The sequence below is a fragment of the Paenibacillus paeoniae genome, assembly GCF_003388735.1.
GTDB classification, from domain to species: Bacteria; Bacillota; Bacilli; order Paenibacillales; family Paenibacillaceae; genus Pristimantibacillus; species Pristimantibacillus paeoniae.
In genome coordinates, this window is sequence record NZ_QUBQ01000006.1 from 95,253 (window position 1) to 120,968 (window position 25,716).

General features: G+C 48.8%; 18 protein-coding genes. 7 read left to right on the forward strand and 11 right to left on the reverse strand.

The genetic code is table 11. From position 1 onward, the window contains the following. Positions 1-126 precede the first annotated feature (126 nt). From DX130_RS22460 to DX130_RS22500, 9 genes are all read right to left on the reverse strand, one after another. Entirely contained in the window at positions 127-876 is a 750-nt protein-coding gene (locus DX130_RS22460; protein WP_116049207.1) for a GntR family transcriptional regulator, read from the reverse strand. Positions 877-1,058: 182 nt separating this feature from the next. After that, positions 1,059-2,645 carry a response regulator gene (locus DX130_RS22465; RefSeq protein ID WP_240644669.1) on the reverse strand — a complete coding sequence of 529 codons (1,587 nt, stop codon included), beginning with the start codon at positions 2,643-2,645 and terminating at the stop codon, positions 1,059-1,061. A gap of 5 nt (positions 2,646-2,650) precedes the next feature. Continuing rightward, complete coding sequence (locus DX130_RS22470) at positions 2,651-4,489, reverse strand: cache domain-containing sensor histidine kinase (protein ID WP_165861417.1); 1,839 nt, start codon at positions 4,487-4,489, stop codon at positions 2,651-2,653. Between the two features lie 138 nt (positions 4,490-4,627). Next, positions 4,628-6,184 (reverse strand): extracellular solute-binding protein, encoded by a 1,557-nt coding sequence (locus DX130_RS22475; RefSeq protein ID WP_116049212.1) that lies wholly within the window; start codon positions 6,182-6,184, stop codon positions 4,628-4,630. Between the two features lie 32 nt (positions 6,185-6,216). Next, the gene (locus DX130_RS22480; RefSeq protein WP_116049214.1) at positions 6,217-7,098 is read right to left on the reverse strand and encodes a carbohydrate ABC transporter permease; all 882 of its coding nucleotides are present in this window, start codon (positions 7,096-7,098) and stop codon (positions 6,217-6,219) included. 16 nt (positions 7,099-7,114) lie between these two features. After that, entirely contained in the window at positions 7,115-8,026 is a 912-nt protein-coding gene (locus DX130_RS22485; protein WP_240644670.1) for an ABC transporter permease, read from the reverse strand. Positions 8,027-8,205: 179 nt separating this feature from the next. Next, entirely contained in the window at positions 8,206-11,553 is a 3,348-nt protein-coding gene (locus DX130_RS22490; RefSeq protein ID WP_116049218.1) for a beta-xylosidase family glycoside hydrolase, read from the reverse strand. Positions 11,554-11,649: 96 nt separating this feature from the next. Beyond that, a complete protein-coding gene (locus tag DX130_RS22495) occupies positions 11,650-12,747 on the reverse strand; it encodes a SurA N-terminal domain-containing protein (protein ID WP_116049219.1) in 1,098 nt (365 codons plus the stop codon). Between the two features lie 123 nt (positions 12,748-12,870). After that, positions 12,871-13,914: a LacI family DNA-binding transcriptional regulator gene (locus DX130_RS22500; protein ID WP_116049221.1), complete on the reverse strand. Its 1,044-nt coding sequence runs from the start codon at positions 13,912-13,914 to the stop codon at positions 12,871-12,873. 127 nt (positions 13,915-14,041) lie between these two features. On the opposite strand from DX130_RS22500, the gene DX130_RS22505 reads away from it, so the two are divergent. From DX130_RS22505 to DX130_RS22530, 6 genes are all read left to right on the forward strand, one after another. Further along, positions 14,042-15,292 (forward strand): FAD-dependent oxidoreductase, encoded by a 1,251-nt coding sequence (locus DX130_RS22505; RefSeq protein WP_116049223.1) that lies wholly within the window; start codon positions 14,042-14,044, stop codon positions 15,290-15,292. Positions 15,293-15,585: 293 nt separating this feature from the next. After that, complete coding sequence (locus DX130_RS22510; protein WP_240644657.1) at positions 15,586-17,538, forward strand: AraC family transcriptional regulator; 1,953 nt, start codon at positions 15,586-15,588, stop codon at positions 17,536-17,538. Positions 17,539-17,615: 77 nt separating this feature from the next. After that, complete coding sequence (locus DX130_RS22515; RefSeq protein WP_116049227.1) at positions 17,616-18,626, forward strand: FecCD family ABC transporter permease; 1,011 nt, start codon at positions 17,616-17,618, stop codon at positions 18,624-18,626. Continuing rightward, on the forward strand, positions 18,619-19,620 hold the full coding sequence (locus tag DX130_RS22520; protein ID WP_116049229.1) for a FecCD family ABC transporter permease: 1,002 nt from the start codon (positions 18,619-18,621) through the stop codon (positions 19,618-19,620). Before DX130_RS22515 ends, DX130_RS22520 begins: the two co-directional genes overlap by 8 nt. 81 nt (positions 19,621-19,701) lie before the next feature. Continuing rightward, the gene (locus DX130_RS22525) at positions 19,702-21,291 is read left to right on the forward strand and encodes a helix-turn-helix domain-containing protein (protein WP_116049231.1); all 1,590 of its coding nucleotides are present in this window, start codon (positions 19,702-19,704) and stop codon (positions 21,289-21,291) included. Positions 21,292-21,441: 150 nt separating this feature from the next. After that, positions 21,442-22,473 carry an ABC transporter substrate-binding protein gene (locus DX130_RS22530; protein ID WP_116049233.1) on the forward strand — a complete coding sequence of 344 codons (1,032 nt, stop codon included), beginning with the start codon at positions 21,442-21,444 and terminating at the stop codon, positions 22,471-22,473. Between the two features lie 140 nt (positions 22,474-22,613). On the opposite strand, the gene DX130_RS22535 is transcribed toward DX130_RS22530, so the two are convergent. Continuing rightward, entirely contained in the window at positions 22,614-22,994 is a 381-nt protein-coding gene (locus DX130_RS22535) for a DUF1304 domain-containing protein (protein ID WP_420818549.1), read from the reverse strand. Positions 22,995-23,516: 522 nt separating this feature from the next. Between DX130_RS22535 and DX130_RS22540 the strand changes: the two genes are divergently transcribed. After that, positions 23,517-24,074: a TetR/AcrR family transcriptional regulator gene (locus tag DX130_RS22540; protein ID WP_116049235.1), complete on the forward strand. Its 558-nt coding sequence runs from the start codon at positions 23,517-23,519 to the stop codon at positions 24,072-24,074. Positions 24,075-24,256: 182 nt separating this feature from the next. Here DX130_RS22540 and gucD read toward each other — a convergent pair whose 3' ends face one another. Then, a complete protein-coding gene (gene gucD / locus DX130_RS22545; protein ID WP_240644658.1) occupies positions 24,257-25,714 on the reverse strand; it encodes an alpha-ketoglutaric semialdehyde dehydrogenase GucD in 1,458 nt (485 codons plus the stop codon). Positions 25,715-25,716: the final 2 nt, after the last annotated feature.

Consider the following 25,716-nt stretch of genomic DNA (forward strand, 5'->3'; position numbering starts at 1 on the left):
ACTTTGTCCACTTTATCGTTTCCCACCATAATCACCTCATATAGTCCATTTATCAAGATATAAGTATGTCATTACATATTATTCTAAAAATTTTTATAAACCTACTGATGAATGGTGGAAGCTCCCTTAACGAATGCCTAATTCAAAGGTAAACTGGCTTCTATCTCCACGATACTTGGCAAGTGAATATTCAATTGGTGTTTCATCAGCCAAATACGTTACGCTTTTAATAAATTGAATGGGCGTGCCTTTTTCGATTTCAAGGATTTGAGATTCATATTCCCCTGCTAATACTGCTTCTAATTTACGTACAGCCTTTAACAACTCAAACCCACATTCTTTGGACAATAGATCATACAAGGATTCTCTCTGGAAATCTTTATCCATAATGGCCTGACATTTCTCGTATGGCAAATACGTAATGACGTAAACAATGGGTTCGTCGTTGGCAAATCTTAATCTGCGCAGCTGGATGACTTGATCATTTACAGCAATCTTCAACATCTCTGCAATACTGGAATCCGCCTCCATGACTTTGAGACCAATGACTTTCGTCGTTGGCGTTAAGCCCTTGCGAACCATTTCATGATTAAAGCTTTCGAGCACTTGCAGGAACGATTGATTAATTTTGGTTTTCGTAATAAATGTTCCCTTGCCCTTTTGACGTGTCAAATACCCTTCAAAGACCAATTCATTAATGGCTTGACGCACGGTAGGTCTACTAATGCCGAAATGCTCGCTTAATTCGATTTCAGTAGGTATTTGATTATTATTATCAGGTTTTTCTACTATATATTCCAACAATATCTCTTTTAGTTGGTAATAATATGGAACCGGAATATCTTTATTTAATTTTTTCGAAAATAGACCAGCCATTTATCTCACCCTTTCAAAACAACAGTTCAACATATCAATATGTCATTACATTTCATTTCCTTCATAATAAAGGGCGATGTAATCGCTGTCAATGTTTTTTTGCGCGTTAGCCGAACGATAGTTAGTCGGATAAAGGAAAAAGAGGGGCTGCTCGCCCCTCTGATTCATAGATTCCCATAATCCTACTTTTTCAGATCGCTTGGAGCCATACCCCAATACTTGCGAAATACTTTGGCGAAATAACTGAGATCGCGGTAGCCTACGGCATTGGCCGCATCGTACACCTTGGCTTCGCTCAGCAGTAGCTCTTTGGCGCGTTCCATACGCCGAGAAAGCACATATCCCGAAAACGATTCCCCCGTTTCCTTCTTAAAGAGGCGGCTGAGGTATGAGGAGTTCACATACATACGCTCTGCCAGGGAATGAAGACTCAAATCATCGTCCAGCATCTGATCCACCGTCTCCACTATTTTTTTCACCAGCTGGTGGCTGGAGCTCCTTCGTTCATTCTCCAGATACGCCGCAATATGACCGGTCACACGTTTGGCCCACTCCACAATATGGCTTTTGGATACCAAAGTCTCTAATGACAAGAAATACGCATAGTCATTCGCCAGCACCTTCTGCATAAGCCATCCCTGCGATTGGATCATTCGAGTGAACACTCCGCTTAAATAAAGCACGTGCTCATAAGCCAGCTCGGATGAATCAGCATGATCGAATGCCCTCTCCACATAACTGTCGATTAAGGCGGATGCCTGGACACCCTCCCCTGTATAAATGGCCATCTCCAACTGCCTCTCAAACGAGGAGTCAAAGAAAACAGGCTGCTCGCTTCGCCTGACCTCCAGATATGGAATTGCAATTTCATGCCCGTAAACGGCCCTTTCCTGCAGCGCCCGGCATGCCTGCTGATAGGAGTGGGGAACCTCCCCGAGACTGCATACCGTTCCCATACCCGCACTTGCCGTCAGCTTCAGGCACTCTTTAACCATGTTAAGCAGCCGGGATATTCGCCCATTCATTCGTTTTGTCAGACTATCATCCGATTCTCCAGGCTGACTCATAAACAACAACACGGTGGAGCCGTTGGCGTCGTTGAATACCCGGCATTCCTCTGGCGGCATACATTCCTTAGCGATACTTTCCAACGAGAACTGGAGCAGTGCCCTGTCCGCCGACGAGAATCGGATCTCCGCTTCCGACAGCGGATCAATCTCGCATACGGATACCTCGTATCTTCCGTTTTCCTGCAGCTGCAGATTCAGCTCCCCGGAATGCTTGCGCAATTCCCACTCCGCATAGCGGTTAGTGATCCAACTGCGCAGAAACTCCTCCTGAAGTTGTGGAAGCCTGCTGCTCCACATCCGCTGAAGTTCGGTCAGGCTGTGCTTCTCTGACAGCTCACGCCGGATCTCCTCGGCAGCCTCCAACACGGTTTGCAGAATTTCATCTTCCCCTGCCGGCTTCAGCAAATATTTCATCACACCAAGCCCGATCGCCCGCTGCGCGTAATGGAAATCATCATGTCCGCTCAATATGATGATCTTCGTTTGCGGTTCCCGCTCCAGAACGGTTTCCGCCAGAGTCAAGCCGTCCATCTCCGGCATTTCAATATCCAGCAGAACAATATCCGGCATGCGCCGCTCCACGATGGACAGCGCTTCCCTACCGTTCTCCGCGAGCGCTACCACTTCAATGCCGTGCCGCTCCCAAGGTATATTATTTACAAGACTATTCAATATACGGATTTCATCTTCTACGATCATGAGGTTCACGGCTCTTCCCCCTCCCACTGGTTCATACAGCGTTCAATCGGCAATTCGACACGCGCGGTCGTCCCTCTGCCTTCCTCGCTTTCAATGGAAAACTCGGCCGAATCGCCATAATAGAGCTTTATTCTCTCCTTCACGTTCAGCAGTCCGAAGAATTCGGCGTTCCTCTCCGATGCTTCGTACGTGTCACTGCCCCCTTTTCGTGTTAACATGGCTCCAATTCGCTGCATCCGTTCTTCCGCGATTCCTTTGCCATTGTCCGATACGAGCAGAACGAGCCTATCGTCTTGCAGTTCAGCCGATATGCGCAATTCACCGTCTCTCTTCTTCTTCTCCAATCCATGCAAAATCGCATTCTCCACAAGCGGCTGCAAAATAAGCTTCAGCACGTAAAGAGAGCTGCTATCCGCCGTGGAATGGAAGCTTGCGGTGAACTGGTCTACAAATCTCAACTGCTGGACGCGAATGTAATATTGCAAGTGAGAGAAGGTTTCTTCAATCGTAAAGGATTCCCGTCCCTTGCTCAGGCTAAGTCGGAAGAAACGAGACAGGTTGAGCACCATATCGCTTATTTCCTCGGCATCATAATTTTTAGCCGACCAATAGATCGAATCAAGCGTGTTATACAGAAAATGGGGGTTGATCTGCGACTGCAGAAACTTCAGCTCCGTCTTCGTAAGCCGCAGCTGCTGCTCATAAATATCGCGGATCAGATGGCGCTGTTGCTCGACGGTCTGATTGAACGCATCGGTCAAATAACCGAGCTCATCCTGCCGGTTATTCACGAGTCTCGCATCGAAATTCCCCATACGGAGCTGCTTCATCCCATAAACCAGCGAGGAGATAGGTGATGCAATCCCGCTATAGATGAGCCATGAAATCCACACCGCGAGCAGACAGCTGATCAGAATAATCCAGTAAGAGAAAATTTGCAGCGGTCTCGACTTCTTGTAAATTTCGCTCTCCGGCTGCATCAGCAGCAGCGACCAGCCGCTTACGGGCGACTCCACACGGAGCACCATATTGTTCTCCGAGGAATTCGGCATCTCCTGCACCGTCACTTGATGCGTCGTCTCTATATTCGCGATGTCCACACGCTGCTCTTCAGACGCATTCGTCACGATCAGGCGCCCGTTTTCGTCAAGTAAGTACACATGGGAGGTTTCACTCGGTACCAGGCTCATCAGATATCCAAGGAGCAAGCTTTTGGGAATGGACAGCATTAACACATTACTGCCCCTGTCCCGGCTGTACAAATCCATCAATTGCATCAGAACGATCTGATCCTCGTTGTACACCGGGTCAGCCCATCCCATTAGTGACTCCTCATGCCGCTCCGGCAAATAAAGATTGTACGCTCCGTTTAACCGCATCACATCCTTATACCACTGTTCCGTCACGGCCTGAGGTTTATACAGTGCTCCAATCCTGCTTGACAGCATCCTTTTCGAGCTTCCATGATAAATTGTTACCTCAGATAGGCTTGGATTGACTGCGGCAATATTCGTAATTTGCAGCATGACCTGCATGAAATCGATCAGCGCTTCCGGCGACAGCTGTTGCTCATTATGCTTCAGGAGCGACGTCAAGCTTCGGTCCGTCGATAGAAGCGTAGACAGATTTTTCTGCCCGTTCATCGTCAAATCCACATATTCCAGCGCCGAGCTCATCGCGCTCATCGTCCGTTCGCCTAGCTCCTGCTCAAGAATGTGCTGTGAACGGATATTGGCGTACAAGCTAAAAAAAATGAGCGGCAGCAGTATAACTATAAAATAACAGGTCAATCGGACCTGAATCGAGCTGCTGAATTTATCCTGAAGTTCCCTGAGCCACTTCATCTCCATACCCCCACGACCCTTGAGATCACTTCTGTGCAGAAGTCCAACCCCGGTAACACATACAAAAAAAGTATAACCCTTATTATGAATAGCGGAAATGGCGCTCCTATGGAGCGCCATCAGCAACCTCAGTCGGTCTTATTTATTGTCCGTATACCATGCGTTCACTTCCGCGGTAATTTCGTCCCCGCCTTTTTTCTTCCATTCCTCGACGAATTTATCGAACGCGTCAATCGGAAGCTGCCCAACGATCATTTTCGTGAAATATTCCAGCTCGAGCTTCGTCAGATCAGCTTTGTACTTGCCCATGCCGGGCGTTGGCACACCGAAATATTGGTCACGGATAGCCACCTTCCCGATTCTGTCAATGTTGTCGTTCAAATTAAATTCCAAACCAAGGGAATCGCGACGGTCTTTCTCTTCCTTTGCACCGAAAGGCCGGATGGATTCACCAAGCGTCTGCCGATAAATATGCTCATTATGTTTTTCGAAGTTCGTCACAATCTTGCCGTCCTGCATCGACCACACTTCATTCTCGAAGCCGAGCAGCAACGTACGGTAGCCTTCGCCATTCATGAAATTGAGCATACGGACGACGGCATCGGGATTTTTGCTTGTGATCGGCACAACGTTGTAGCCGGCAATATAGCCATTGCCTGTCGTGCCCTGTTTCCCTTCAGGGCCAACCGGGAATTCAAGCGGAATCCATTCCGCATCAGGTTCATTGTTTTTGCTAGTCAGAATCGGGCCGCGCGTGTCGTACCAGAATGCCGAGAACAGACCGGCCTGGCCGCTGGCAATCTTCTCGCTGAAGTTCGCTTCCTTATTGAGAATCCATTCCGGATCAAGCAGTTTATCCTTATGCAGTCCTGCGATAAATGCCAGCGCCTCTTTCATCTCGGGCAGAATACTCGAATTGACCAATTGACCGTCCCGTTCCGTCCACATCCCTTTTTGGATGCCGAACGCACCTACAAGAGGAGCCATTCTAGCCAGATTCTCGGCCATAATAAATCCGAACGTATCATTTTTGTTATTACCGTCAGGATCGTCTTCAGCGAAAGCTCTCATCACTTCGCGATACTCTTCCAGCGTCTTCGGCGGCTGGAGGCCCAGATTATCCAGCCAATCCTTCCGCACGTACATAATCTCATTACCCGGTTCCGCATTCATGGAAGGAATCGCGTAGATATTGCCGTCAATCGTGACTGTCTTCCATGCGTCTTCCGGGATATTCTTTTTCAAGTCTGCGCCATATTTATCAATCCACTCATTCAATGACTGAAGCGCGTTCTGCTTCACATAATTTTCGAACCAACTGGCATCGAACGTATAGATAGAGTCCGGCAAATTGCCCGACGCCATAATGACGTTAAGCGCATCCTGATAGCCGTCAGCCGGCGGTATTTGCAGCGTAATATCGAGATTTGTTTGTTCTCTGATAAAATCGATGTACGGATTGTTGTTCTCGTCCATCTTATCTGGGAACTTGCGTCCCCCGTTGTTGAACACGACGCGAATCGATTTTCTTTCCAATTCCTCTGAAGCGTCCCCTGAACCGGAAGGCGATGCGGAGGAAGTATCTGATGAAGCGCGAGGACTGGACGGTTGGTTAGTTGTATTCGAAGAGCATGCCGTGCCCATTATCATTGTGACGAGCAGCAGCGCCGACATGGTTTGTTTCCATCTTTTCATAGTAATCGATCCCCTCTCATTATCTCAGGCGTCTATCCTTTGACAGAACCAAGCATAATGCCTTTCACAAAGTATTTCTGCAGGAACGGATACACGATTAGAATCGGTACCGTACTCGCAATAAGCGCCGCCGCCTTCAGCGATTCAAGCGCCAGCAGGGTGCTGTCCAGATTCGCGGAATATCCGGAATTGTTGTCGATGCCCGACTGGTTAAACATAACCAGCTCCCGCAAGTAGACTTGCAGAGGAAACAGCTTTCGGTCTGTCACATATAGAACGGTATCAAAAAACGAATTCCAGTGACCAACCGCGTGGAACAGCGTAATCGTCGCGATCGCCGGCATCGATAGTGGAATTACGATTCGGAACAGGATGCCAAGATTGGAGCCACCGTCGATTTTCGCTGATTCCTCCAGCTCTGCCGGCACGCTTTGGAAGAAATTTTTTATAATGATGACATTAAATGCGCTGACCGCTCCCGGAATGATATACGCCCAGAACGTATTCAGCAGCCCGGTCTCCTTTACGATCAGGAAGGTCGGAATCATGCCTCCGCCGAACATCATGCTGAACACGACAAGAAACATGATGACCGATCTGCCCTTAATAAAAGCCTTGGATAGCGGATAAGCCAAGAGACAGGTGAGGACAACGTTGACGACAGTCCCAACGACTGTGCGTAGAACGCTGATCTGAAACGATCTCAGAAACTCTTGCTCGCTTAACACTCTGCTATAAGCCTCGAACGAGAAATCGACCGGCCACAAGGATACTCTCCCGGACGTAATGGCTTGATGGCTGCTTAACGATTGCGCCAGCACATGAACGAACGGCGCCAATGCCAGCAAGGCGAACAACCCAAGGAATATATAGTTGAGTGCCGATACGATTTGCTCTCCTTTGGTTAATCTCATGGATTCGCCCCTTTCTCTACCATATTCCTTCTTGTCCGAGCTTCTTCGCACCCTTGTTCGCAAGTGTGACAAGGATAAGGCCGATTACCGCTTTGAACAGCCCTACAGCCGTTGTAAAGCTGAACTTCGCCTGCTGAATGCCGACCCGGTAAACATAGGTCTCGATGACATCCCCCACTTCGTATACCAGTGAGTTATAGAGCACGAATATTTGTTCGAATCCGACGTCAAGCACATGACCTAGACGCAGCAGGAACAAAATGACGATGACGCTCATCATCGATGGCAGCGTAATGTGGATAAGCTGCTTCCACTTGCTTGCGCCATCCACGACTGCCGCCTCGTAGAGCTTAGGATCGATACCCGCAATTGCTGCGAGGTAGATAATGGCCCCCCAGCCAACCTCTTTCCAAATATCGCTTGCGACAATGACGGTTCTGAACCAGTCTGCGCTTGTCAGGAAAAAGATTGGTTCAAAGCCCAGCATCGTAATAAGCTTGTTCACGATTCCCGAGGATGGTGAAAGCACATTGACCATGATACCCCCGAGAATAATCCACGATAGAAAGTGAGGCAGATAAACCAACGTCTGGATCGACCGCTTGTAAAGCATGTGCCGGATCTCGTTCAGCATAATAGCCAATATAATCGGGCCTGGAAAACCCCATATCAGCTTGTAGATGCTGATCAAAAGCGTATTTCGGAATATGGTGTAGAAATCGTCAGCCATAAACATGTTTTTGAAATGCAGCCAACCTACCCATTCGCTGCCCCATATTCCGCTGAATACGCTGTAATTCTGAAAGGCGATAACAACCCCCCACATGGGCAAATATTTGTAGACAAGAAAATATAAAATTCCGGGCAGCATGATTAAGTATAGGTCCCAATAGGAACGAATCGCCCGGAACCGTTTTTTGCCTTGCATCACGGTCAAGCCGTCCTCACCCTTTATTCCGACGAAATCAGCAGCAGCCATACTTTCCCTTCCCCCTCGCTATGCGTAGTTCTCATGCTTGTTCCGGATAACTAAATTGTAAGAGAACCGGCTTATTTCTGTTAGGGGAGAGCGATGACCTTTATCGGTAATTTCATGACCTGAATAGACTACTTACCCCAAACCTCGATTTCAAAGAGTCTGGCCACTTGATCATAGGCACTGCCTTTAGTAATGTACATTCTCACCTTATTGGTCGTAACGGCGGGGAAAACCAAATCAACAAATTGATCAAACCTGCCGTCTTGCGTATTATTCGTGACGGATGCAGCCGTCTGCCAAACGCTTCCGTCCCAGTATTGGATCTCGAAGTCGGCTATTTGTCTTCCAATTAACCCTTTAAAGCCGCTCCATACCTTGACATGACTGATCTCATAGTAAGTATCCCAATCCAGTTGGAGCCAGTGCGGCCCTGCAAGAGCCGTATTGGAAATCCACCTGCTTGCATCCTGGTTTTTGACCCCATCCACCGCAAGCATTGGCGGAAAACTTCCATTCTCATGGCTCGAACTAGCAGATAAATCAGCTAAATGAGCAATATTTTTCGCTTGGGGAGGCGACTGCGGCACAACCTGAACGACACTCGTGTCCGTCTTCGCTCCATCTGCTGTCGTTACGGAAATGACAGCAGATCCAATTCCCATTGCGGTTATCGTTCCATTTGCGTTCGCCATCACCACAGCCGGGTTATCCGAGCTCCATGTCACTACTTTATTGGTAGCATTAATTGGCGTTACTGTCGCCGATAGTACGGCAGTCTCACCGACCTCCATGCTCAATTCAGCCGGATCGAGAGCGACCCCCGTTACAGGCGTCGGCTGCGGCGGATTCGTTCCGGCAGGCGTTATGTGGAAATAGTCAAATCCCGCAGCAAGTCCCGTGCCCGCACATACGATTAATCCGATTTTCAAATCAGTGAGGTCGGCTGTCTGTGTGGTCCACACCTGGGTATAGATGACTCCGTCTGCCGAATAATATCCGCTATAAGTGTTGCCTTGCTTCACTATTCTCAAGTAGGATACCGTTGACTCCAACGTATCGGGGACTTCCACATGTTCACGTACCGTATTAATCTGCTTGGTGAACTGAAACTGATTTCCGGTTCCATATAACCGAGTTAATCTGAAATAGGATTGATCGTTTTCATAGACGATTAACCCACCCTGCGACCATTGGGATGCAGGCTTTCCAACCATCCTCGTATCGATCGTCCAGTCACCTTCAGGAGCACCGGTTAATAGAATATTTTTGGCAGATGCTTGACCATCCACGATATCACCCGCTTCACTGATGATTCTCATGTAGCCGGGCTGGGCGGTCAAAGACCAATTTGCGTTATTTTCTCTAATCCAGTTCCACTGAGCATCAAGGGTGGAGGTATTGAATTCATCGCTCGTTCCTTCCGTGAAAACCGGGTCCGGCGGAAGCACCACAGGCGTGGAGCCCGGAACTTCCCCATATTCGATCAATGATAAATCGTCAAAATACACCTCGCCTGTTCCACTGCTTTTGTAAAGGTAGATCGTTGCGCTTGTGTTGGTATCTCCCGTACGAAAAGCAAGGTTCCTCCATGTATAATTCGAACTGTTCATATGAACATCCATAAAGCCGTCTCCATAGTTTTTGACGCCCAAAACTGCAGACCCGTTGTTCGTTCTCTTGCCATAGCCCGATAAAATATACATCGTATTCGGTTTGAGTCCGGTTACGGTCTGTTCCACTCCTGAACCAGCATTGGTTAGTTTCGCTGCATAATCACCGGTACGTCTTTCACTATCCACAATTGCCGCTCCGTTGTAATAGTAGCTCCAGCCGGTGAAATCGCCTGCTTCAAATCCCGAATTGACGAGCAAATTAGCCTCCTCCGGCGAAGGCGGCAGCGTTGGAAGATTGTTCGGATCGAGTCCCGGCCCTTCATATGCGCCGATATTGGGATTGGCGGACGCCGGTACCGGATTGCCCCAGTAATCCTTGCCGCCGTTCGCCTGAATGATCCGTCCCGCACCTATTGCCGGCGATCCTTGCAGCAGCTGATAACCGGCTGTCGTATCCCGGCCAATCGTAGCCGATCCCGGAGAAGAAAGCTGCGGATCAGATGTTATTTTATTCGTGTCCATTGCCAGCACGTTTGCCGGATGATTGCCGTAAAATAGATTGCTGTCGAACACATTGTTGGTGCTCTGGCCGAACGAATAGCCGCCCGAGCCATAATTGACGATTAAGTTATTATAGAAATAGGTGTCCTTCGCATAACCTCCCCACTCGCCGCTGGCGAATACTCTTGCACTCGAGTGCTCGGGTATATAGACCGTATTGTTATGAACGAGCGTATTCTCGATCGGTCCGCCGAAGGTGAAGATGGTATGGTGGTCATTCTGGCTAATATTGTAGCGAATAACCGTATCCTTGTTGAAATTGTTCGGATTCGTTCCATCGTTGATCGTCAGGACGAATCCCCCGGCATTGTTATGGCTGTAATTATATTGGATAATCGTGCCGCTGCTGTTGAAATCCGAATCGTAGGCCATAGCGTCCCCGCCCGGATACGTATTGAACACTTCGTTGTACTGAATTACGGCATCTTTGGTACCCCATGTCCACAGCGGAACATGGTAGCCGCTTGCCCTCTTATGTGTGTCAAATACAACATTGTTCTCAATAACCCCATCTGTCGTGTTCAACAAAATGGCTCCGTCCGCCGAAATATCGTAAATCATGTTGTTCTCGATCCGGTTGTTTGAAGAAAAACCCCGGGTGGCTCCGTTCAAATATACGCCTACGCTGTCCAGCGAGTAGATCTTATTGTGCCGAACGACTACATCCGATACGGCATAATTCCAGCCCGGACCCCATACGATAATGCCTCCGCTGTGCCAGCCGCCTCCCTGCTGCCCCTTCACGCTATGGATATCCAGATATTCGAATACAAAATGCTTGTACTCCCGCATGTTGTTCCAATCATTGCCGCTGTCGCCTGATACGTGAATGCCCCGGCGCTGCCCCGCCGTCTCGGCATTGTTGGTAATCTCCAGATTGCGAACCTCCCAATACTCCTGATTGTAGAAGTATATCGCCGCATTCGCTCCGTCGCCTGCAATCAATGGTTTGGCCCCTTCGCCATATTTGTCAATTGCGATAGGTTGACCGTCGCTTCCCGAGCCCTGCGGGCTTAGCGTACCTGACCAGATGCCGCCCGCCTTGAATAAAATCGCATCCCCCGGTTCAAATACGGTGCCACTCACCTTGCTCAGCGTCTGCCACGCCGCAGCCGGACTTGTTCCCGCATTCGCATCGTCGCCGCCCAGATCGTCTACATAATAAACGGTTCCTGTTGCTATCCATGGCGATAGCTCCGCTTCATATGCGGTCGCTGCAGACGCCGCTGGCGCTAATCCTGCCGCAATCAACACCCATATAAGCAGCATGCCGATCAGTTTGTTCATTTTCATTCCATTCATTCTTAAACCTCCTTCAAATTCGTATGAAGCTACCGCTGCTTGAACACCTTTCCCCTAAACCAGCAGAAAGTAACCGCTTTCATTTTTTCGCATCTGCTAGTTCACCTTTATGCGATCATACCTGCTTGCAATCTTGTTCACTTCAGCCTCACCCATTCGTTCGTCCAAATACGCAGCCAGCACGACATTTAGATAATGCTTGCGGACATTGTCCTTCTGCTCTGCAAAGCTTCGATAGCCGCCTGCTTCCCTGTCAATGACAAGAGCCATAACGTATTGACCCGTTGCCCGGTCATCCATAACGGGACTGATTCGCCCTGCTTCCTGGCCGCCAGCCAACCATTCATAGAGCTTAGGCAGAGACTTAAAGTAGTACCTTGCCGTATCATCATTGAATGGCTCAATAGCCAACAGCACGCTGGGCCCGGCATCGCTTTCCTCCAGCTCTTTCACAATATCTTCAATCGATTCGGCCTGTTCCAATCGCTCCCTAATGGCATTCATCATTACTTCAGCCTGCTGCTTCAGCTTGCCGTCGATCCGCTGCCCATCCTCCGTATAAGATACCTTGATGGAATGAAATCGTATGTTATCCTCCAGCTTAAACAACTCGTCCTTGATCTGCTCGTAATGCTGCATCAATTGCTCATCCTCTACCGCTAGTTCATCCTGGGACAGTTTCTCTCTCAACTCATTCCAAATTCTACTGATATAAAACTCAGGGAAATTGGTTTCGTCGAACCGGATTGGACCGTACACCGGTTCTCTCGCCTCCTGAGCTGCCTTTCTGCGCGCATTCTCCCGCTCCATCTCTGCAAGCAACTCATTATAGGATGACCCTTGAATAATGCCTTGAGATTCCGCAAGAATCAGTTGGAGCCTCAATCTTACGGCAGACTCAAGCGCCAATTCCTTTAACGTGTGCGCAGGCGTCTCTCCGCTGTAGTCGGTGTTCCAGAAATCGGTGTCCATTTCAGCTCCATATGTCCGCATGTAATAGTCGATAACAGCAGACCGCTGCTGATGAAGCGCCCGCGTGAACTCAGCAGCCGTAATCGGTTGACCGTTCACTTCGGCGACCGCAGCATCGTCGAATAAAGCGCCTTTCCAGGTCATAAGCAACACGACTCCTATGATCAAACTTACTCCTGCCGCGATGGCGATCACCGTTAGCCGCGCTTTTGAACGATTCATGATGCCCCCTCCCTGTCTTCAAATGTTGAGCGTGAACGCTAAGCAGCATTCAAACAAATCGTAACCGTTTTCTTCTCTGCTCGTTAGAGGACAACGATGACATTTTACGGTATTCCTATGACTTCAAGACTTCCGTACATGGAGTGTATTCCCTTGATAAAACCCGCCTCTAAGCCGTACATGCTCATATGGCAGCAGCGGGTTCGCAATTCTTCGCAGCATGAGCTCGGCCGCCCGCTCCCCCGCTTCCCGGACAAGCAAATATGGACGTGTCATATCCGGAAAATAAGGATTGTCTTCGTTCTCCATCCCAACTAGTGAAAAGTGCTTCGGAATACCCAGGTTAAGAAAGCCGGCGGCGACGTACACCCATTCGGCCATACCTGGAATCGCGCTGATGACGGCGGTATATTGACCGGAGGTTAATTTCTCCCGCAGCTTCTCCATCCACACGGCCCGATCTTCCGCCTCGATAGTGACATGCTCGCCTGGATCCGCTAAGCCACTCAACCCCAGCCTCTCCGCCGCAGCCACAAAAGCTTTCCATCTTAAGCGGAATCCCCGCAATGGCTCGATGGACCCAACGTACAATATGCGGCTATGGCCGCAGCGGTACAACTCCTCCATCGATCGGTGAACTGCATATTCCACATCCCAAATCACACTATCCACCTCGGCTAAATCGGGCGGATAGTTAACAAGTACCTTGGGTATCTGCAGCTTCAGCAGCGAAGACTCCATCCACTCCGGTATAGCTGCGGTGAGAAACAAGCCGTCGGCATAAAACAAGCCATTCCTCTCCAGCCACTCATGGAAGTCCGCTCCCTCAGATAAGGAAGTCGGAATAAGTAGTGGATAGAGCGTATGTCCAAGCTCATTTAATCGAAACTGCACCCCCTCCAGCTGCTGCCGGTGAAAGATGGAATCTCCGATAATCAACATAGCGAATCGACGGGGCTTGGCGTTCGACCACGGAATTCTCTCTGCGTACATCCCAGCTTCCTGCTCCTTCGTCCGATACCCAAGCTCACGTGCCCGTTCGATAACGGTCTTGCGGGTTGTCTCCGACATGCCAGGCAGTCCCCGCAGCGCTTTGGATACGGTATGGATCGTTAAGCCCAAATCATCAGCAATCGTTTGTAACGTAATCATTTTTTTTCGAGACATGACTGGCTCCTTCGATGTGAGCGAATTTTTTATAATTGTAACAAAAATGAAACTTTAATCTAAGTTTCATTTTCCCTACAATAAAGGTCATCAAAGCAGAATGACAACTCGAAGGGAGAATGGAAGCATGCCAAACCGTGAAATTTCATTGCAGCGAACCGTCACCGTCCAAGATACAGCCGATGTTATCGTCGTCGGAGGAGGTCCCGCAGGAACAGCTGCGGCCATCAGCGCCGCACGTTGCGGACGTAAAACAATACTATTGGAACATTCGGGGCAATTAGGGGGAATGGGGACACTTGGGAATGTCAGCGTCTTTATGGGAGTGGGGAACGTAACCGGTATTTATCGTGAAATCATAGCGGAGTTTCTTCCCGCCGCGCTGCCGAGTTCGCATCATGAGTCGATCTGGCCCCAATATTCACCTTTCGAGCTGCGCCATTATTTGAATCAAAAGCTGGAGAAAGAAGGCATCAACGTCTATTATCATACCAGCTTCGTTTCCGCTCTCATGAGCGGGAACCGGGTAACTGGCGTCGTCGCCAATACGCGGGAAGGTCTCCGGGCGTTCGAAGGCAGCGTCGTGATTGATTGTACGGGGGATGCAAGAGTTGCCTCGGAGGCCGGCGTGCCCACACACTCGGGGCGTGACGAAGACGGACTGACACAGCCAATGACGCTGATGTTCATGATGCAGGATACTGGAAAGCCGGTACGCCAATATTTACCCGATGATTGTTATAAGTACGAATCGGTCTCCGATCTTCCGCAAGGCCGCCATCTCTATTGGGGCGGTATGGGCAATGGTACGCTGCTCGTCAATATGACGCGTGTCAAGGGCAACGGGGCCACAATCGAGGATATCAATTATGCGGAGAAGGAAGCGTTGCGCCAGGTATTCTCCGTCGCCAATTACTTGCAGCGCAACAACCACGGCAACTATATCCTCTCCCACGTGCCGGGCCAGGTCGGCGTTCGAGAAACGAATCAGATCGAAGGAAGGTATACGCTGACGGAGGACGACCTGACCAGCGGCCGTCGGTTCGAGGATGTCGTAGCACAAACAAATTACGAGATTGATATTCACAACCCTACCGGCGGAGCCAATACGGACGAACGCAAGCTAGACGGCTATGATATCCCTTACCGCTGTATGCTGCCCGCCAACGTCGAAGGATTAATCGTAGCCGGCCGCAGCATATCTGCCACTCACGTGGCTATGTCATCTATGCGCGTGCAAGCCACCTGCTTCGCCCTTGGGCAGGCAGCCGGCACCGCCGCTGCTCTGGCTATTGAAGAGAAGGTTTCCGTTGCCAGCATCTCCATTCCGCGGCTTCATGAGCAGTTGGCCGCTCAAGGCGTTTTAATTGTCCAATAAGATAGGGTTGATACGTAGAAAAAGCGACCGGCTGCGGTCGCTTTTTCTAATTGTTAACGCTAAGCTCCAGATTGCTGCATTCTGTAGTTCCATTACTCAGGCTAATGAAGTTGAATTTGCAAAATGGCAGTCGATTAGCCCGCTGTTGCCCTTCCAGTGAGCGGTTATTAGAGATATTTCGATAAAAAAAACATCTTTCTATTGTAATTGAGAATGATTATCATTTATAATGAATAGTAGTTTGTTGCCGTTAGGCTGACATGTTTAGAAGGGAATGAACGGGCTCAATGAAAATGAGTGATCACCTATTGCTATGGAATCAAGCCTCGATCAAAGTGGTAGATGTGCGTCACACTATCATGGAGCCAGGAGATGAGCTGCGATCCTATCGGTTGCCTGCCAGCACCTTTGTTTATACGATTCGCGGCAGTGCGCAGATGTGGATGGATGGTAATGCAAGCTTCGTAGATCGGTTTCATGTGCTGCATGGCGGCAAGGGGATGTGTTTGGATATTGCCGCCCAGGATTTTTTCGAATATTATATGATTTTTTATAAAGCCACTCTGGCTTTGCCTGCACGTCAGCCATTGGTGAAGCTAATGGAGACGAACAACCCATTCCAATTGCAATATAGCTTTGCGCCAGGTGATCCGATTCCCTTATATCATCGAATGGAACGGATGGAGAGTGAATGGCTGCAGCCGAGCCTGCTGGAGAAATTGCATATAAAAATCTTATTCTATCAATTTGTACATGAGCTTCTAAGTCAGATGAGCAAACAAGGCATTCAAGGCAAAAAGGTCGATCTTGTCTCGCAGGCGATGCGCTACCTTCAGGAGCATTATGCGGATCGTGTCACACTCGACGAGCTTGCCGAGCTGCTAGATTGCAGCGTGAGTTACTTGTCGCGGAAGTTTAAGCAGACTGTTGGGAAGAGCCCCATCGACTATATGATTGCGCTTCGTATCGACAAGGCAAAAGAGCTTCTGCTGAATACCGATGCCACGCTGCAAGAAATTGCGGAGAGCGTGGGCTTCTCTGATGACAGTTATTTTAATCGGATGTTCAAAAAGCAGGTGGGCCTATCTCTAGGTCAATTTAAAGCAAAGGTTCAAAATAATCCTGCCGATCGTTCAAGATATGCAATTGTCCCAAGCAGACTCAGACGTTATAGTGGTAATGGTTATGAAAATCATTATCAATACAAGAAAGTGGGAAGATCATCTATGTACAGCGGAAAAAGAACACCGATGGCTGCATCATTATTGCTTTGTATGATTTTGTTGCTTAGCGCTTGCTCAACAGGTACGTCAAATACGAATTCGGCTAATGGCGGCTCTACTCCAACGAGCACCACTGTCTCGACTCCTGCCCCCTCTCCAACGGATGCGGCGGCCGAAGCACCGCGCGTTATTAAGCACGCAATGGGAGAAACAACGCTAACAGGCACGCCTGAGCGTGTCGTTATCCTTACGAACGAAGGCACAGAAGCACTTCTTGCCGTAGGCATTACACCAATCGGAGCTGTCCAATCCTGGATTGGCGATCCATGGTATGACCATATCAAGGATGACATGCAAGAGGTAACAGCAGTCGGCGACGAGCTGCAGCCGAATATTGAATTGATCGCCAGCCTGAAGCCGGATCTGATTATCGGAAACAAGGTTAGACAAGACAAGATCTATGAGCAATTAAATCAGATCGCTCCAACCGTTTTTGCCGAGGACTTAGGCGGAGATTGGAAAGTCAACTTCAAGCTGTATATGGAAGCTGTCAATAAGACTGATGAGGGCCAGAAGGCTATGGAAGAGTTTGATCAACGAATTGCCGAAGTGAAAGCCAAAATTGGCGACAAAGCGGACACCAAAGTATCCGTAGCCCGCTTCTCGGCTTCTCAGGTCCGGATTTATCAGAAGCAAACGTTCTCCGGCGTACTCTTGAACGATCTTGGCTTCGCACGTCCGGAATCACAAGACAAGGATTCCTTCATTGAAATCATGTCCAAAGAAACCATTCCTAGCATGGACGGAGACGTCTTGTTCTACTTTGTTACAGAAGCAGCCGGCAAGTCGGATGCTGCCAAAGTAGTCGAAGAGTGGATGAATGATCCCCTGTTCAAAAAGTTAAATGTCGTGCAAAACAATAAAGTCGTTCAAGTGGATGAAGCTATCTGGAATACGGCAGGCGGCTACAAAGCTGCAAACCTGCTGCTTGATGAGATCGTTGCCTATTTTGACATCAAGTAATTTGGCATAAGGGATACGCAAGCTGACGTCGTCATTACGAGACGTCAGCTTGTTTCTGATGAAAGGAATGAATTCATATGGCTTTAGGGCTGCACAGCCGCAGAAGTAAGCAGGCGGGTTTGATTATTGGCTTCCTGCTGCTGCTCGCCGGCATGCTTGCCAGCGTTTTGTACGGCATCCATACCTTTGAGATCAGAGATGTATGGCTGGCCTATACCCAATTCGACGGTTCCGACGCTCACATTATCATTACGAATACACGGATGCCTCGTGCTCTCATTGCAGCAGCCGTAGGAGGAAGCCTCGCTATTGCGGGAGCCATTATGCAGGTGCTGACTAGGAACCCATTAGCCTCACCCTCCATTTTCGGTATTAATGCAGGCGCTGTATTGTTTATCGTAATTGCGCTGGCCGTTCTCGGTTCTTCGCTGACGATGAGCGGAATGGTTTGGATCGCCTTGGCAGGCGCAGCAGTCACTTCGCTGCTTGTGTTCACCCTTGGCTTCCAGGGCAGAAGCGGCTTTGAGCCGATCAGGCTTACACTGGCCGGTGCATCCGTTGCGGCCTTTGCTTCGTCCATGACTTCCGGCATTATGCTAGTAAATAAACAATCGCTTGAGGCTGCCTTGTTTTGGATGATTGGTTCGGTGGCAGACAGACAAATTAATCATTTGCTCATTGTGCTGCCTTATCTCGTTATCGGCTGGATCTTATCGCTATTGCTGTCGGGCTCATTTAATGTGATGGCGCTTGGTGATGACAGTGCCAAAAGTTTGGGACAGCGGATGGGGCTCATCCGGGGGCTATCTGTAATTGCCGTTGTTTTACTGGCAGGCAGCTCAGTCGCCACCGCTGGTCCTATCGCCTTCATCGGCTTAATTGTGCCGCATCTTTGCCGGTATCTCGTAGGCAACGATTATCGCTGGCTGCTGCCCTATTGTGCATTAACGGGGGGTCTTCTACTCGTATGTGCTGATCTTGTTTCGCGTTTCATCCTTATGCCCAAGGAAGTTCCGGTCGGCGTGGCAACCGCACTTGTTGGCGTGCCATTCCTGATTCATGTGGCGAGAAGGAGGCAGCATGCATAAAGGAAAAACCCAAAAGAACGTTTTGATCATAGCCGGTCTTAGTCTCACCATGCTTGCGCTAGCTATCGTTTGTTTGTCTATTGGAGGGACGAGCATCCCTTTCCGGGAAACTCTGCTGTCACTCGTAGGCAAGAACCAAGAAGCAAGCGATTTGATCATTATCCAGTTTCGTTTGCCGCGTATCCTTGCTGCCCTATTGATTGGAGCTGCTCTGGCGGTTGCCGGCGCTATCCTTCAAGGTATCATTCGCAACCCGCTGGCCTCTCCTGATCTGCTGGGCGTGACGGGAGGCGCCTCGGTAGCCGTCGTGGCTTTTATGACCCTGTTCACCGGTTATAGCATTCACTGGGTTCCGGCCATCGCTGTTGTTGGCGCATTTCTGACCGCAGCCATAAACTATGCATTAGCTTGGAAAAAAGGAATTTCCCCCTTTAGACTGGTCTTAATCGGCATAGGCATATCTACCGCGATGGGCGCGATGACGATGTTTTTACTCATCAGTGGTCCTGCCTACTTAGCCGCACAGGTGCTGAATTGGATGACAGGAAGCATCTACGGGACGAATTGGACATATATCGAGGTGCTTTGGCCTTGGGTCGCCGTGTTTATCCCATTGTCCATCCTTTACTCCAAAGAGCTGAATGTGCAGTCACTGGGAGAAGCGACGGCTGTCGGACTTGGGAGCAGGCTACAGCTTAGCCGGATGGTCCTGTTGTTTTACAGTGTTGCGCTTGCGGGAGCTGCCGTCGGCGTTGCAGGTATGATCTCGTTTATCGGATTGTTGGCGCCGCATATGGCGAGAAAACTTGTCGGCCATTCGTATAAGCTGGTCATCCCCGTATCGGCATTGCTTGGCGCTATGATTTTATTGCTCGCGGATCTGGCCGGACGAATGCTCTTCCTGCCGCTCGATATCCCTGCAGGCGTCTTCACCGCCGGAATCGGTGCGCCGTTCTTTATGTACCTGCTGTTTAGACGGAAAGCTGCGAGATGATGCATTTGCTGCAGCATGAAGGTAACGACATAATAGGGCACTTCGAAGTGCCCTCAATTTCTAATAAGGAGATCGTCATAGATGGAAACCACTATTCATCAGCTGAAAGCCTGTCGGCTGCTGGATTGGCATATACAGGAGCAGGCGATATTGCTGCGGATAGATAGGCCGACTTTAATAGCGGCAATAACCGGCTCAGTAAAAGCCGATGCAGGAAAACGCACCTTGGAGCTAACAAAGGACACCTTGCTTTTTATGCGACCTGGCAATCAGCTCAAGCTATATCGAATGGACAAACGATTACCAAAGCTATGTCTGCTAAGCTTTGAAAGTTATGAGCTTGTTCAGCAGAACGAGGAAAGGCTTGTTTATCAAAATAATCGCAGCAGCCTTCCGGATAGTGGCTGGCAATCAGGCAAGCTGCCTTATCGCGCTATCGATATTGTCAAACAGTTGCTGCAAATGGAGAAACAAAATGGCTTATATCCAAAAGCTGCCTCGACTATTTTTGATGAGCTGCTTGGTCTCTCCATCCATTCCTCCCAGCAGTTGGAGCTCGTCAGAGATATATCTTTAAATGCCGTGATTTCTCACATTAATGAGCATTATGCGACCCCACTCAGCAGAGAGCAGCTCGCGAAGCTATCGGGCTTTAATACGAGCTACTTTTCCACCCTATTCACCCAGTCTACGGGCTGGGGATTTTCGGCTTATGTTAACCGTGTACGCATTGATCGCGCCAAGGAGCTATTATTATCCTCCTCGCTTACTGTGCAGGAAATTGCCAGCAAGGTTGGATACACAAGCGGCATCTATTTGAGCCGTAAATTCAAGCAAATTACTGGCTTGTCTCCTGGCCAATTTCGAGATCACGCTGCTCCCATGCGGATCGTCGCATTTCAATTTGCCGGATGCCTCTTAGCGCTTGGTCTTACGCCTGTAGCTATGGACGCCGAGCTGTCACGGGATAATCGGCTTCTCCAGCCTTATTTGCGCAATGTACCAACAGTAGATGGTGCCTATGACGGGCAACCACTTACTTCCCTGGAAGCAGAACTCGTTATTGCTCCCACCTATTATTACAATATGCCGGGCCGCATGAACCGTCTGGAGCAGATTGCGCCCATTCTGTCGCTCGAGTGGGGAAAGCGTGATCCGATTTCAGAGCTGCTTTACATGGGCAAGCTGTTACGACGCGAGCATGAGGCAGATATGTGGGTTGCGCGTTATACAGGCAAGGTGCAGATGGCCAAAGAAAGACTGGATAGCTTGCTTGCAAGCGGACAAACCGCCGCTGTGTACGAGCTGCGTGAGAATGGCTGGTATATTTGGAGCAACAGGGCCCGTGCTGCCTACAATTTGTATAACGCACTTGGCTTTCAAGCTCCAGCAGCTATTCAAAGAGATGTGCTGGATCCAGATAAGCATCACTTTATTGCGTTAAATGAGCTGCCTGCTTATGCTGCTGATCATATGTTTATTATTACTGGAGGAGCAGGTAGCGACAGACAATGGAAGCAGCTTGAGAAGGATATGACCGTGCAACGTCTTCCAATTGGCTGCAAGGGCAAGCTATACCGCCTCCAATTGGACGATTTTTGGTGCTGCGACGGCCTGCTGCTAGAGCTTCAGCTCGATATTCAGGTTAATCATTTGCTCCAAGGCAACTAACATTTGTGCATAAAAACGGGCGATAAAATGGCAATAGCTCCTTTTGTCTTATCTTGTTATAATGAACGAGGTATTGTAGATAATGATAATCATTATCGATAATATCCAACACACGTCTATTCATAAAAAGATAAAAGGAGTCTATTTGCAATGAAATTAAACAGTCGCCAGATAGTAGCTTTATGTACCATTCTTGTTCTTACGCTCACTTTAGCCGCTTGCGGACAAGCGGCTAATCCCAGCAACAAAAACCAGCAGCCACCCCCCTCATCGCAAGCAAGCCAGGATGCTGAGAAATCAGAAGATCAAGCTGCCAAACCACCTAGCACCCGTAAAGTGAATACCGTAATGGGCGAGGTTGAAGTTCCAGCTGAGCCTAAACGAGTAGTCGCTCAAGGATATTTGGCCGCTGTTTTAGCCCTTGGCGTAAAGCCGGTCGGCGCGCCCTACTGGGATATTGAATCGCCTCATAACCGGCATTTAACGGAGGGGATGGGGATCGAAGATACTGGACACATTGATTTGAGCAGCGTTGAGAAAATATTGTCGCTAGACCCTGATTTAATTATAACGCTGAGTGATGATCCGGCCATATATGAGCAGCTCAGCCTGATTGCTCCGACTGTCGTTTTTCCCTACAATACACTAGGTGAAGCACGGAACGAGGTTCGAACGATCGGTCAAGTACTGGGCAGGGAAAAAGAAGCTGAAGAATGGATTGATTCCTTTAACATCACTGTTGCAAAAGCAAAGGAACGTTTAAAAGGCATAATGAAAGAAGATGAAACGGTTTCTCTAATGGGCGGGCATAATAAGGCTCTATATGTCTATGCTGGTGACAGCTGGCGGGGCGCACAGGCAATTTACGATCATTTGGAGTTAAAACGTCCGCCGCTTGTACAAGAAATGCATAACCAAAATGTGGGCTCGAGCGTTATTTCACTTGAAAAGGTACCTGATTTTATGGGCGACTACCTGTTTGTAGAGGCAGGACAAAGCGGGAGCTTCGATCCATCAGAAGACTTGTGGAAACATCTGAGCCCTGTAAAAAACAATCAAGTTTTCACGCTGAAAAGTGAGTATTTCTGGCCATTTGACCCACTTGCCGTTAAAGCACAGGTTGACTTAGTTGCGGACATGATCATCGAGCGTCACAAGGAAAATCAAGCTAACACCAAATAAGTGACGTGTAAAAGACAAAGCCATTCCAGACCATGGAATGGCTTCTTTGAATAAACTTCTCTTGAGCCCTCAAGACAACAATCTGCCCACCGCGTCCTTTAGTCAGGACAGACATCCCGTATGAAGCTCGGATAAACGTTTTACAGCCACAACAGCGCAAACAGGGCAGCTAAAGCTGGAATCCCCTGCATCACCCAAATGGATCGTTTGGCGGTTGCGCCCCCATACAAGGCAGCGACAAGCACGCACCCTAGAAAAAAGAAAGCGATTTGCCGTCCTGTATCCGAGTCCGGATGCAGAAGACTCCATATGAGTCCCGCAGCAAGAAAGCCATTATACAACCCCTGGTTGGCGGCCAGCGCTCTGGTATTATGAGCCAGTTCAGCAGATATGCCGAACGTCTTCCTCGTTCGCGGTTGCGTCCACAGGAACATCTCCAGTATCAGAATATAAAGATGTTCCACAGCTACAACAGCAATTAGAATACTTGCAAGCAGGACGATCTCCCCCTCTGTGTCCAAGTTAATGTGACGTGCCTTATTCTATCATCGACAAAACAAACAGTGAACATATCATTTATTCAGCAAAAAACCGGCCCGTCCTTCAGGACTAGCACCGATGCGGAGTCAGCCGATCAACGACGAAAAAAAGGACCCGTTCTAACGGCCACTGCTGACCTTTAGAGGCTGATTTTTACCTAATCCCGATTCTTAAGGACATCCGCGACCAGTAGAATGCGTTTCCCCCCTCAATCGCCCCCTTTCCAGCCTGTAAGAGACATCCGTGACCGTTACAATCTCCATTCGCTACAGTTCCGCTTCTAACGGACAACGGTGACCATGAGCACGTGTTACCCTCACCGATATGAACATAGCTATGACAAGTGCCCCCTCCATTACTTTCCTTCCAGTTCCTTCTGTTGCTCCAATAATCGCAATTTCCATTGAAATCCCCCCCATATACGCAAAGAAAATGCACATTAGTATAATAAAAAACAACTATGTATAATAGTAAACAGCAATAGAAAGGCTGGTGATACTCAAGTGTTAAAGATAGATCGAAGGATACGCAAATCACAAGAAGCCATAAAAATGGCTGTTATTGAACTGATGATTGAAAAAAGTTTTGATCAGATTACGATACAAGATATTTCCGACAGGGCAGATGTCAGCCGAAGAACCATCTATCTTCACTACATGGACAAATTTGATCTTCTGGATAAGCTCATCGAAGAACATATTGACGATCTACGAGAACTCTGTGATTCCACAGACGATGACGCTGATTATCTAGATATGGGTTTGTTATGGTTTGAGTATTTCGAGAGTCATTATTTATTCTTCTCCGCGTTGCTTGCGAGTAAAGGGAGCCCCTTTTTCCGCAATCGATTCCTTGATTTTTTTCTCCAAGAATTAGCGAATAGTATGCCCGAAGGAAGCCGCCCAAAATTAACCGACGGCGAAAATGTGGATATTCAATTTTTAGGAGCGGCTATCGTAGGGGTGGTGGAATGGTGGTTTAAGAATGGAAAGCCTCTCCCTCCATCCTTTATGGCTCAACGATTAGGGGCATTGCTTGAGCGGAATCTTGAAGCGGATTGAACGCTGGCTTTTGATTCCTGCGCAATAGCGTCACCAGAATATTTCACTTACTTAAAAGAAAAAAAGACAACCGATAGAGATTGTCTTTTTTCTTGCTCACTGTTTCTCAATGGAGCCACGCACAGCAATATATGGACTACTTCGGAACGCTTTTTGGGATTTATGCAAAATGCTTAATCCTGCTAAGCTTTCAGAAAAACAGTTTTAATGGAAGTAAAGAACTCGATGGCTGCCTGTCCTTGCTCTCTCGAATGAGAGCTGGATTGCTTCATTCCGCCGAAAGGAGCCTGCAGCTCGACACCTGCAGTTTCAGCGTTAATCCGGATTAAGCCTGCATCCATGTCGGCGATAAAAGCAAGGATATTCCCGATATCTTGCGTGAAAATAGAGGCGCTGAGTCCAAATTCCACATCATTTGCAAGCGAGATCGCTTCTTCCAAATGATTGAAAGGAATAAGCGCTAGCACCGGCCCGAAGATTTCTTCTTGAGCGATCGTCATATTCGAAGTCACTTCGTCAAATACGGTCGGCTCCACAAAATATCCCTGTCTCAGCTCCTCGTCGTCAGGCACACCTCCCCCACAGAGCAAGCTCGCGCCTTCCGCGATTCCCTTTTTGATGTAAGAAAGAACGCTATCGCGCTGTTTTTCGTTCGCGCAAGGCCCCATCCACGTTGCAGAATCGTTCCCGTTCCCTAGTTTCAACCGCTTCACTTGATCCACCAGCTTCGTACGGAACGTTTCATAGATTGAAGCATGTACCAGAATCCTGCTCGTTGCGGTACACTTCTGTCCGGTTGATTTCAATCCGCCGCTGATAGCTGCTTCCACCGCCAGATCCAGGTTTGCGTCTTCCGCGACGATAAGCGGGTTTTTCCCGCCCATCTCTAATTGATATTTTGCGCCGCGGGATAGAGCGGTTTGCCCGATCCCTTTCCCTACTTTGTTGGAGCCCGTAAAGGTGATGCCTTGAATATCGGGATGTCGTGCAATACCGCCGCCGATCACTGCGCCGTCACCAGTGACCATGTTGATAACACCTGCCGGAAAACCCGCTTCCTCAAAACAAGCTAGAAGCTTAGCAGCCGTAATGGACGTTTCAATAGCTGGTTTTATCACAATAGTATTCCCATATATAAGTGCCGGCGCCATTTTCCACATCGGGATCGCGATCGGGAAATTCCATGGTGTGATAACGCCTACGACCCCCAGAGGAACCCGAGTGGTGAACATCATCGCCTCATGGTCGGTCGAAGGAATAACGTCGCCTATCTTCCGCATGCCTTCCCCAGCATAATAACGGAGAATTGCCACGCCGCGAGCCGTTTCGCCCCTGCATTCGGCCAAGGTTTTGCCCATCTCGTGCATCATCGTTTCGGCGATGTCAGCTAATCTTGCCTCCAACAGGTTCGCCGCCTTGAAAAGATAATCGCCTCGCGTTGCTCCCGAGAGCTTACGCCATGCCCCTTTGGCACGATTAGCGGCGCTCACTGCAAGATTTAGATCCGTTTCATCGGAATCTTGCACATAGCCGACGATGTCGTTCGTATGGGCAGGATTAATACTTGCAGTCACCCTTCCCGTTACAGAGGGGCTCCATTTGCCATCGATATAGTTAAGATAAGTCTGCTCTAACGTCATTA

Bases quoted from the DNA above. Each gene is read 5' to 3' on its own strand.
- DX130_RS22460 (WP_116049207.1), bottom strand. From the start codon at position 876: ATGGCTGGTCTATTTTCGAAAAAATTAAATAAAGATATTCCGGTTCCA.
- DX130_RS22465 (WP_240644669.1), bottom strand. From the start codon at position 2,645: ATGATCGTAGAAGATGAAATCCGTATATTGAATAGTCTTGTAAATAAT.
- DX130_RS22470 (WP_165861417.1), bottom strand. From the start codon at position 4,489: ATGAAGTGGCTCAGGGAACTTCAGGATAAATTCAGCAGCTCGATTCAG.
- DX130_RS22475 (WP_116049212.1), bottom strand. From the start codon at position 6,184: ATGAAAAGATGGAAACAAACCATGTCGGCGCTGCTGCTCGTCACAATG.
- DX130_RS22480 (WP_116049214.1), bottom strand. From the start codon at position 7,098: ATGAGATTAACCAAAGGAGAGCAAATCGTATCGGCACTCAACTATATA.
- DX130_RS22485 (WP_240644670.1), bottom strand. From the start codon at position 8,026: ATGCAAGGCAAAAAACGGTTCCGGGCGATTCGTTCCTATTGGGACCTA.
- DX130_RS22490 (WP_116049218.1), bottom strand. From the start codon at position 11,553: ATGAATGGAATGAAAATGAACAAACTGATCGGCATGCTGCTTATATGG.
- DX130_RS22495 (WP_116049219.1), bottom strand. From the start codon at position 12,747: ATGAATCGTTCAAAAGCGCGGCTAACGGTGATCGCCATCGCGGCAGGA.
- DX130_RS22500 (WP_116049221.1), bottom strand. From the start codon at position 13,914: ATGTCTCGAAAAAAAATGATTACGTTACAAACGATTGCTGATGATTTG.
- DX130_RS22505 (WP_116049223.1), top strand. From the start codon at position 14,042: ATGCCAAACCGTGAAATTTCATTGCAGCGAACCGTCACCGTCCAAGAT.
- DX130_RS22510 (WP_240644657.1), top strand. From the start codon at position 15,586: ATGAGTGATCACCTATTGCTATGGAATCAAGCCTCGATCAAAGTGGTA.
- DX130_RS22515 (WP_116049227.1), top strand. From the start codon at position 17,616: ATGGCTTTAGGGCTGCACAGCCGCAGAAGTAAGCAGGCGGGTTTGATT.
- DX130_RS22520 (WP_116049229.1), top strand. From the start codon at position 18,619: ATGCATAAAGGAAAAACCCAAAAGAACGTTTTGATCATAGCCGGTCTT.
- DX130_RS22525 (WP_116049231.1), top strand. From the start codon at position 19,702: ATGGAAACCACTATTCATCAGCTGAAAGCCTGTCGGCTGCTGGATTGG.
- DX130_RS22530 (WP_116049233.1), top strand. From the start codon at position 21,442: ATGAAATTAAACAGTCGCCAGATAGTAGCTTTATGTACCATTCTTGTT.
- gucD (WP_240644658.1), bottom strand. From the start codon at position 25,714: ATGACGTTAGAGCAGACTTATCTTAACTATATCGATGGCAAATGGAGC.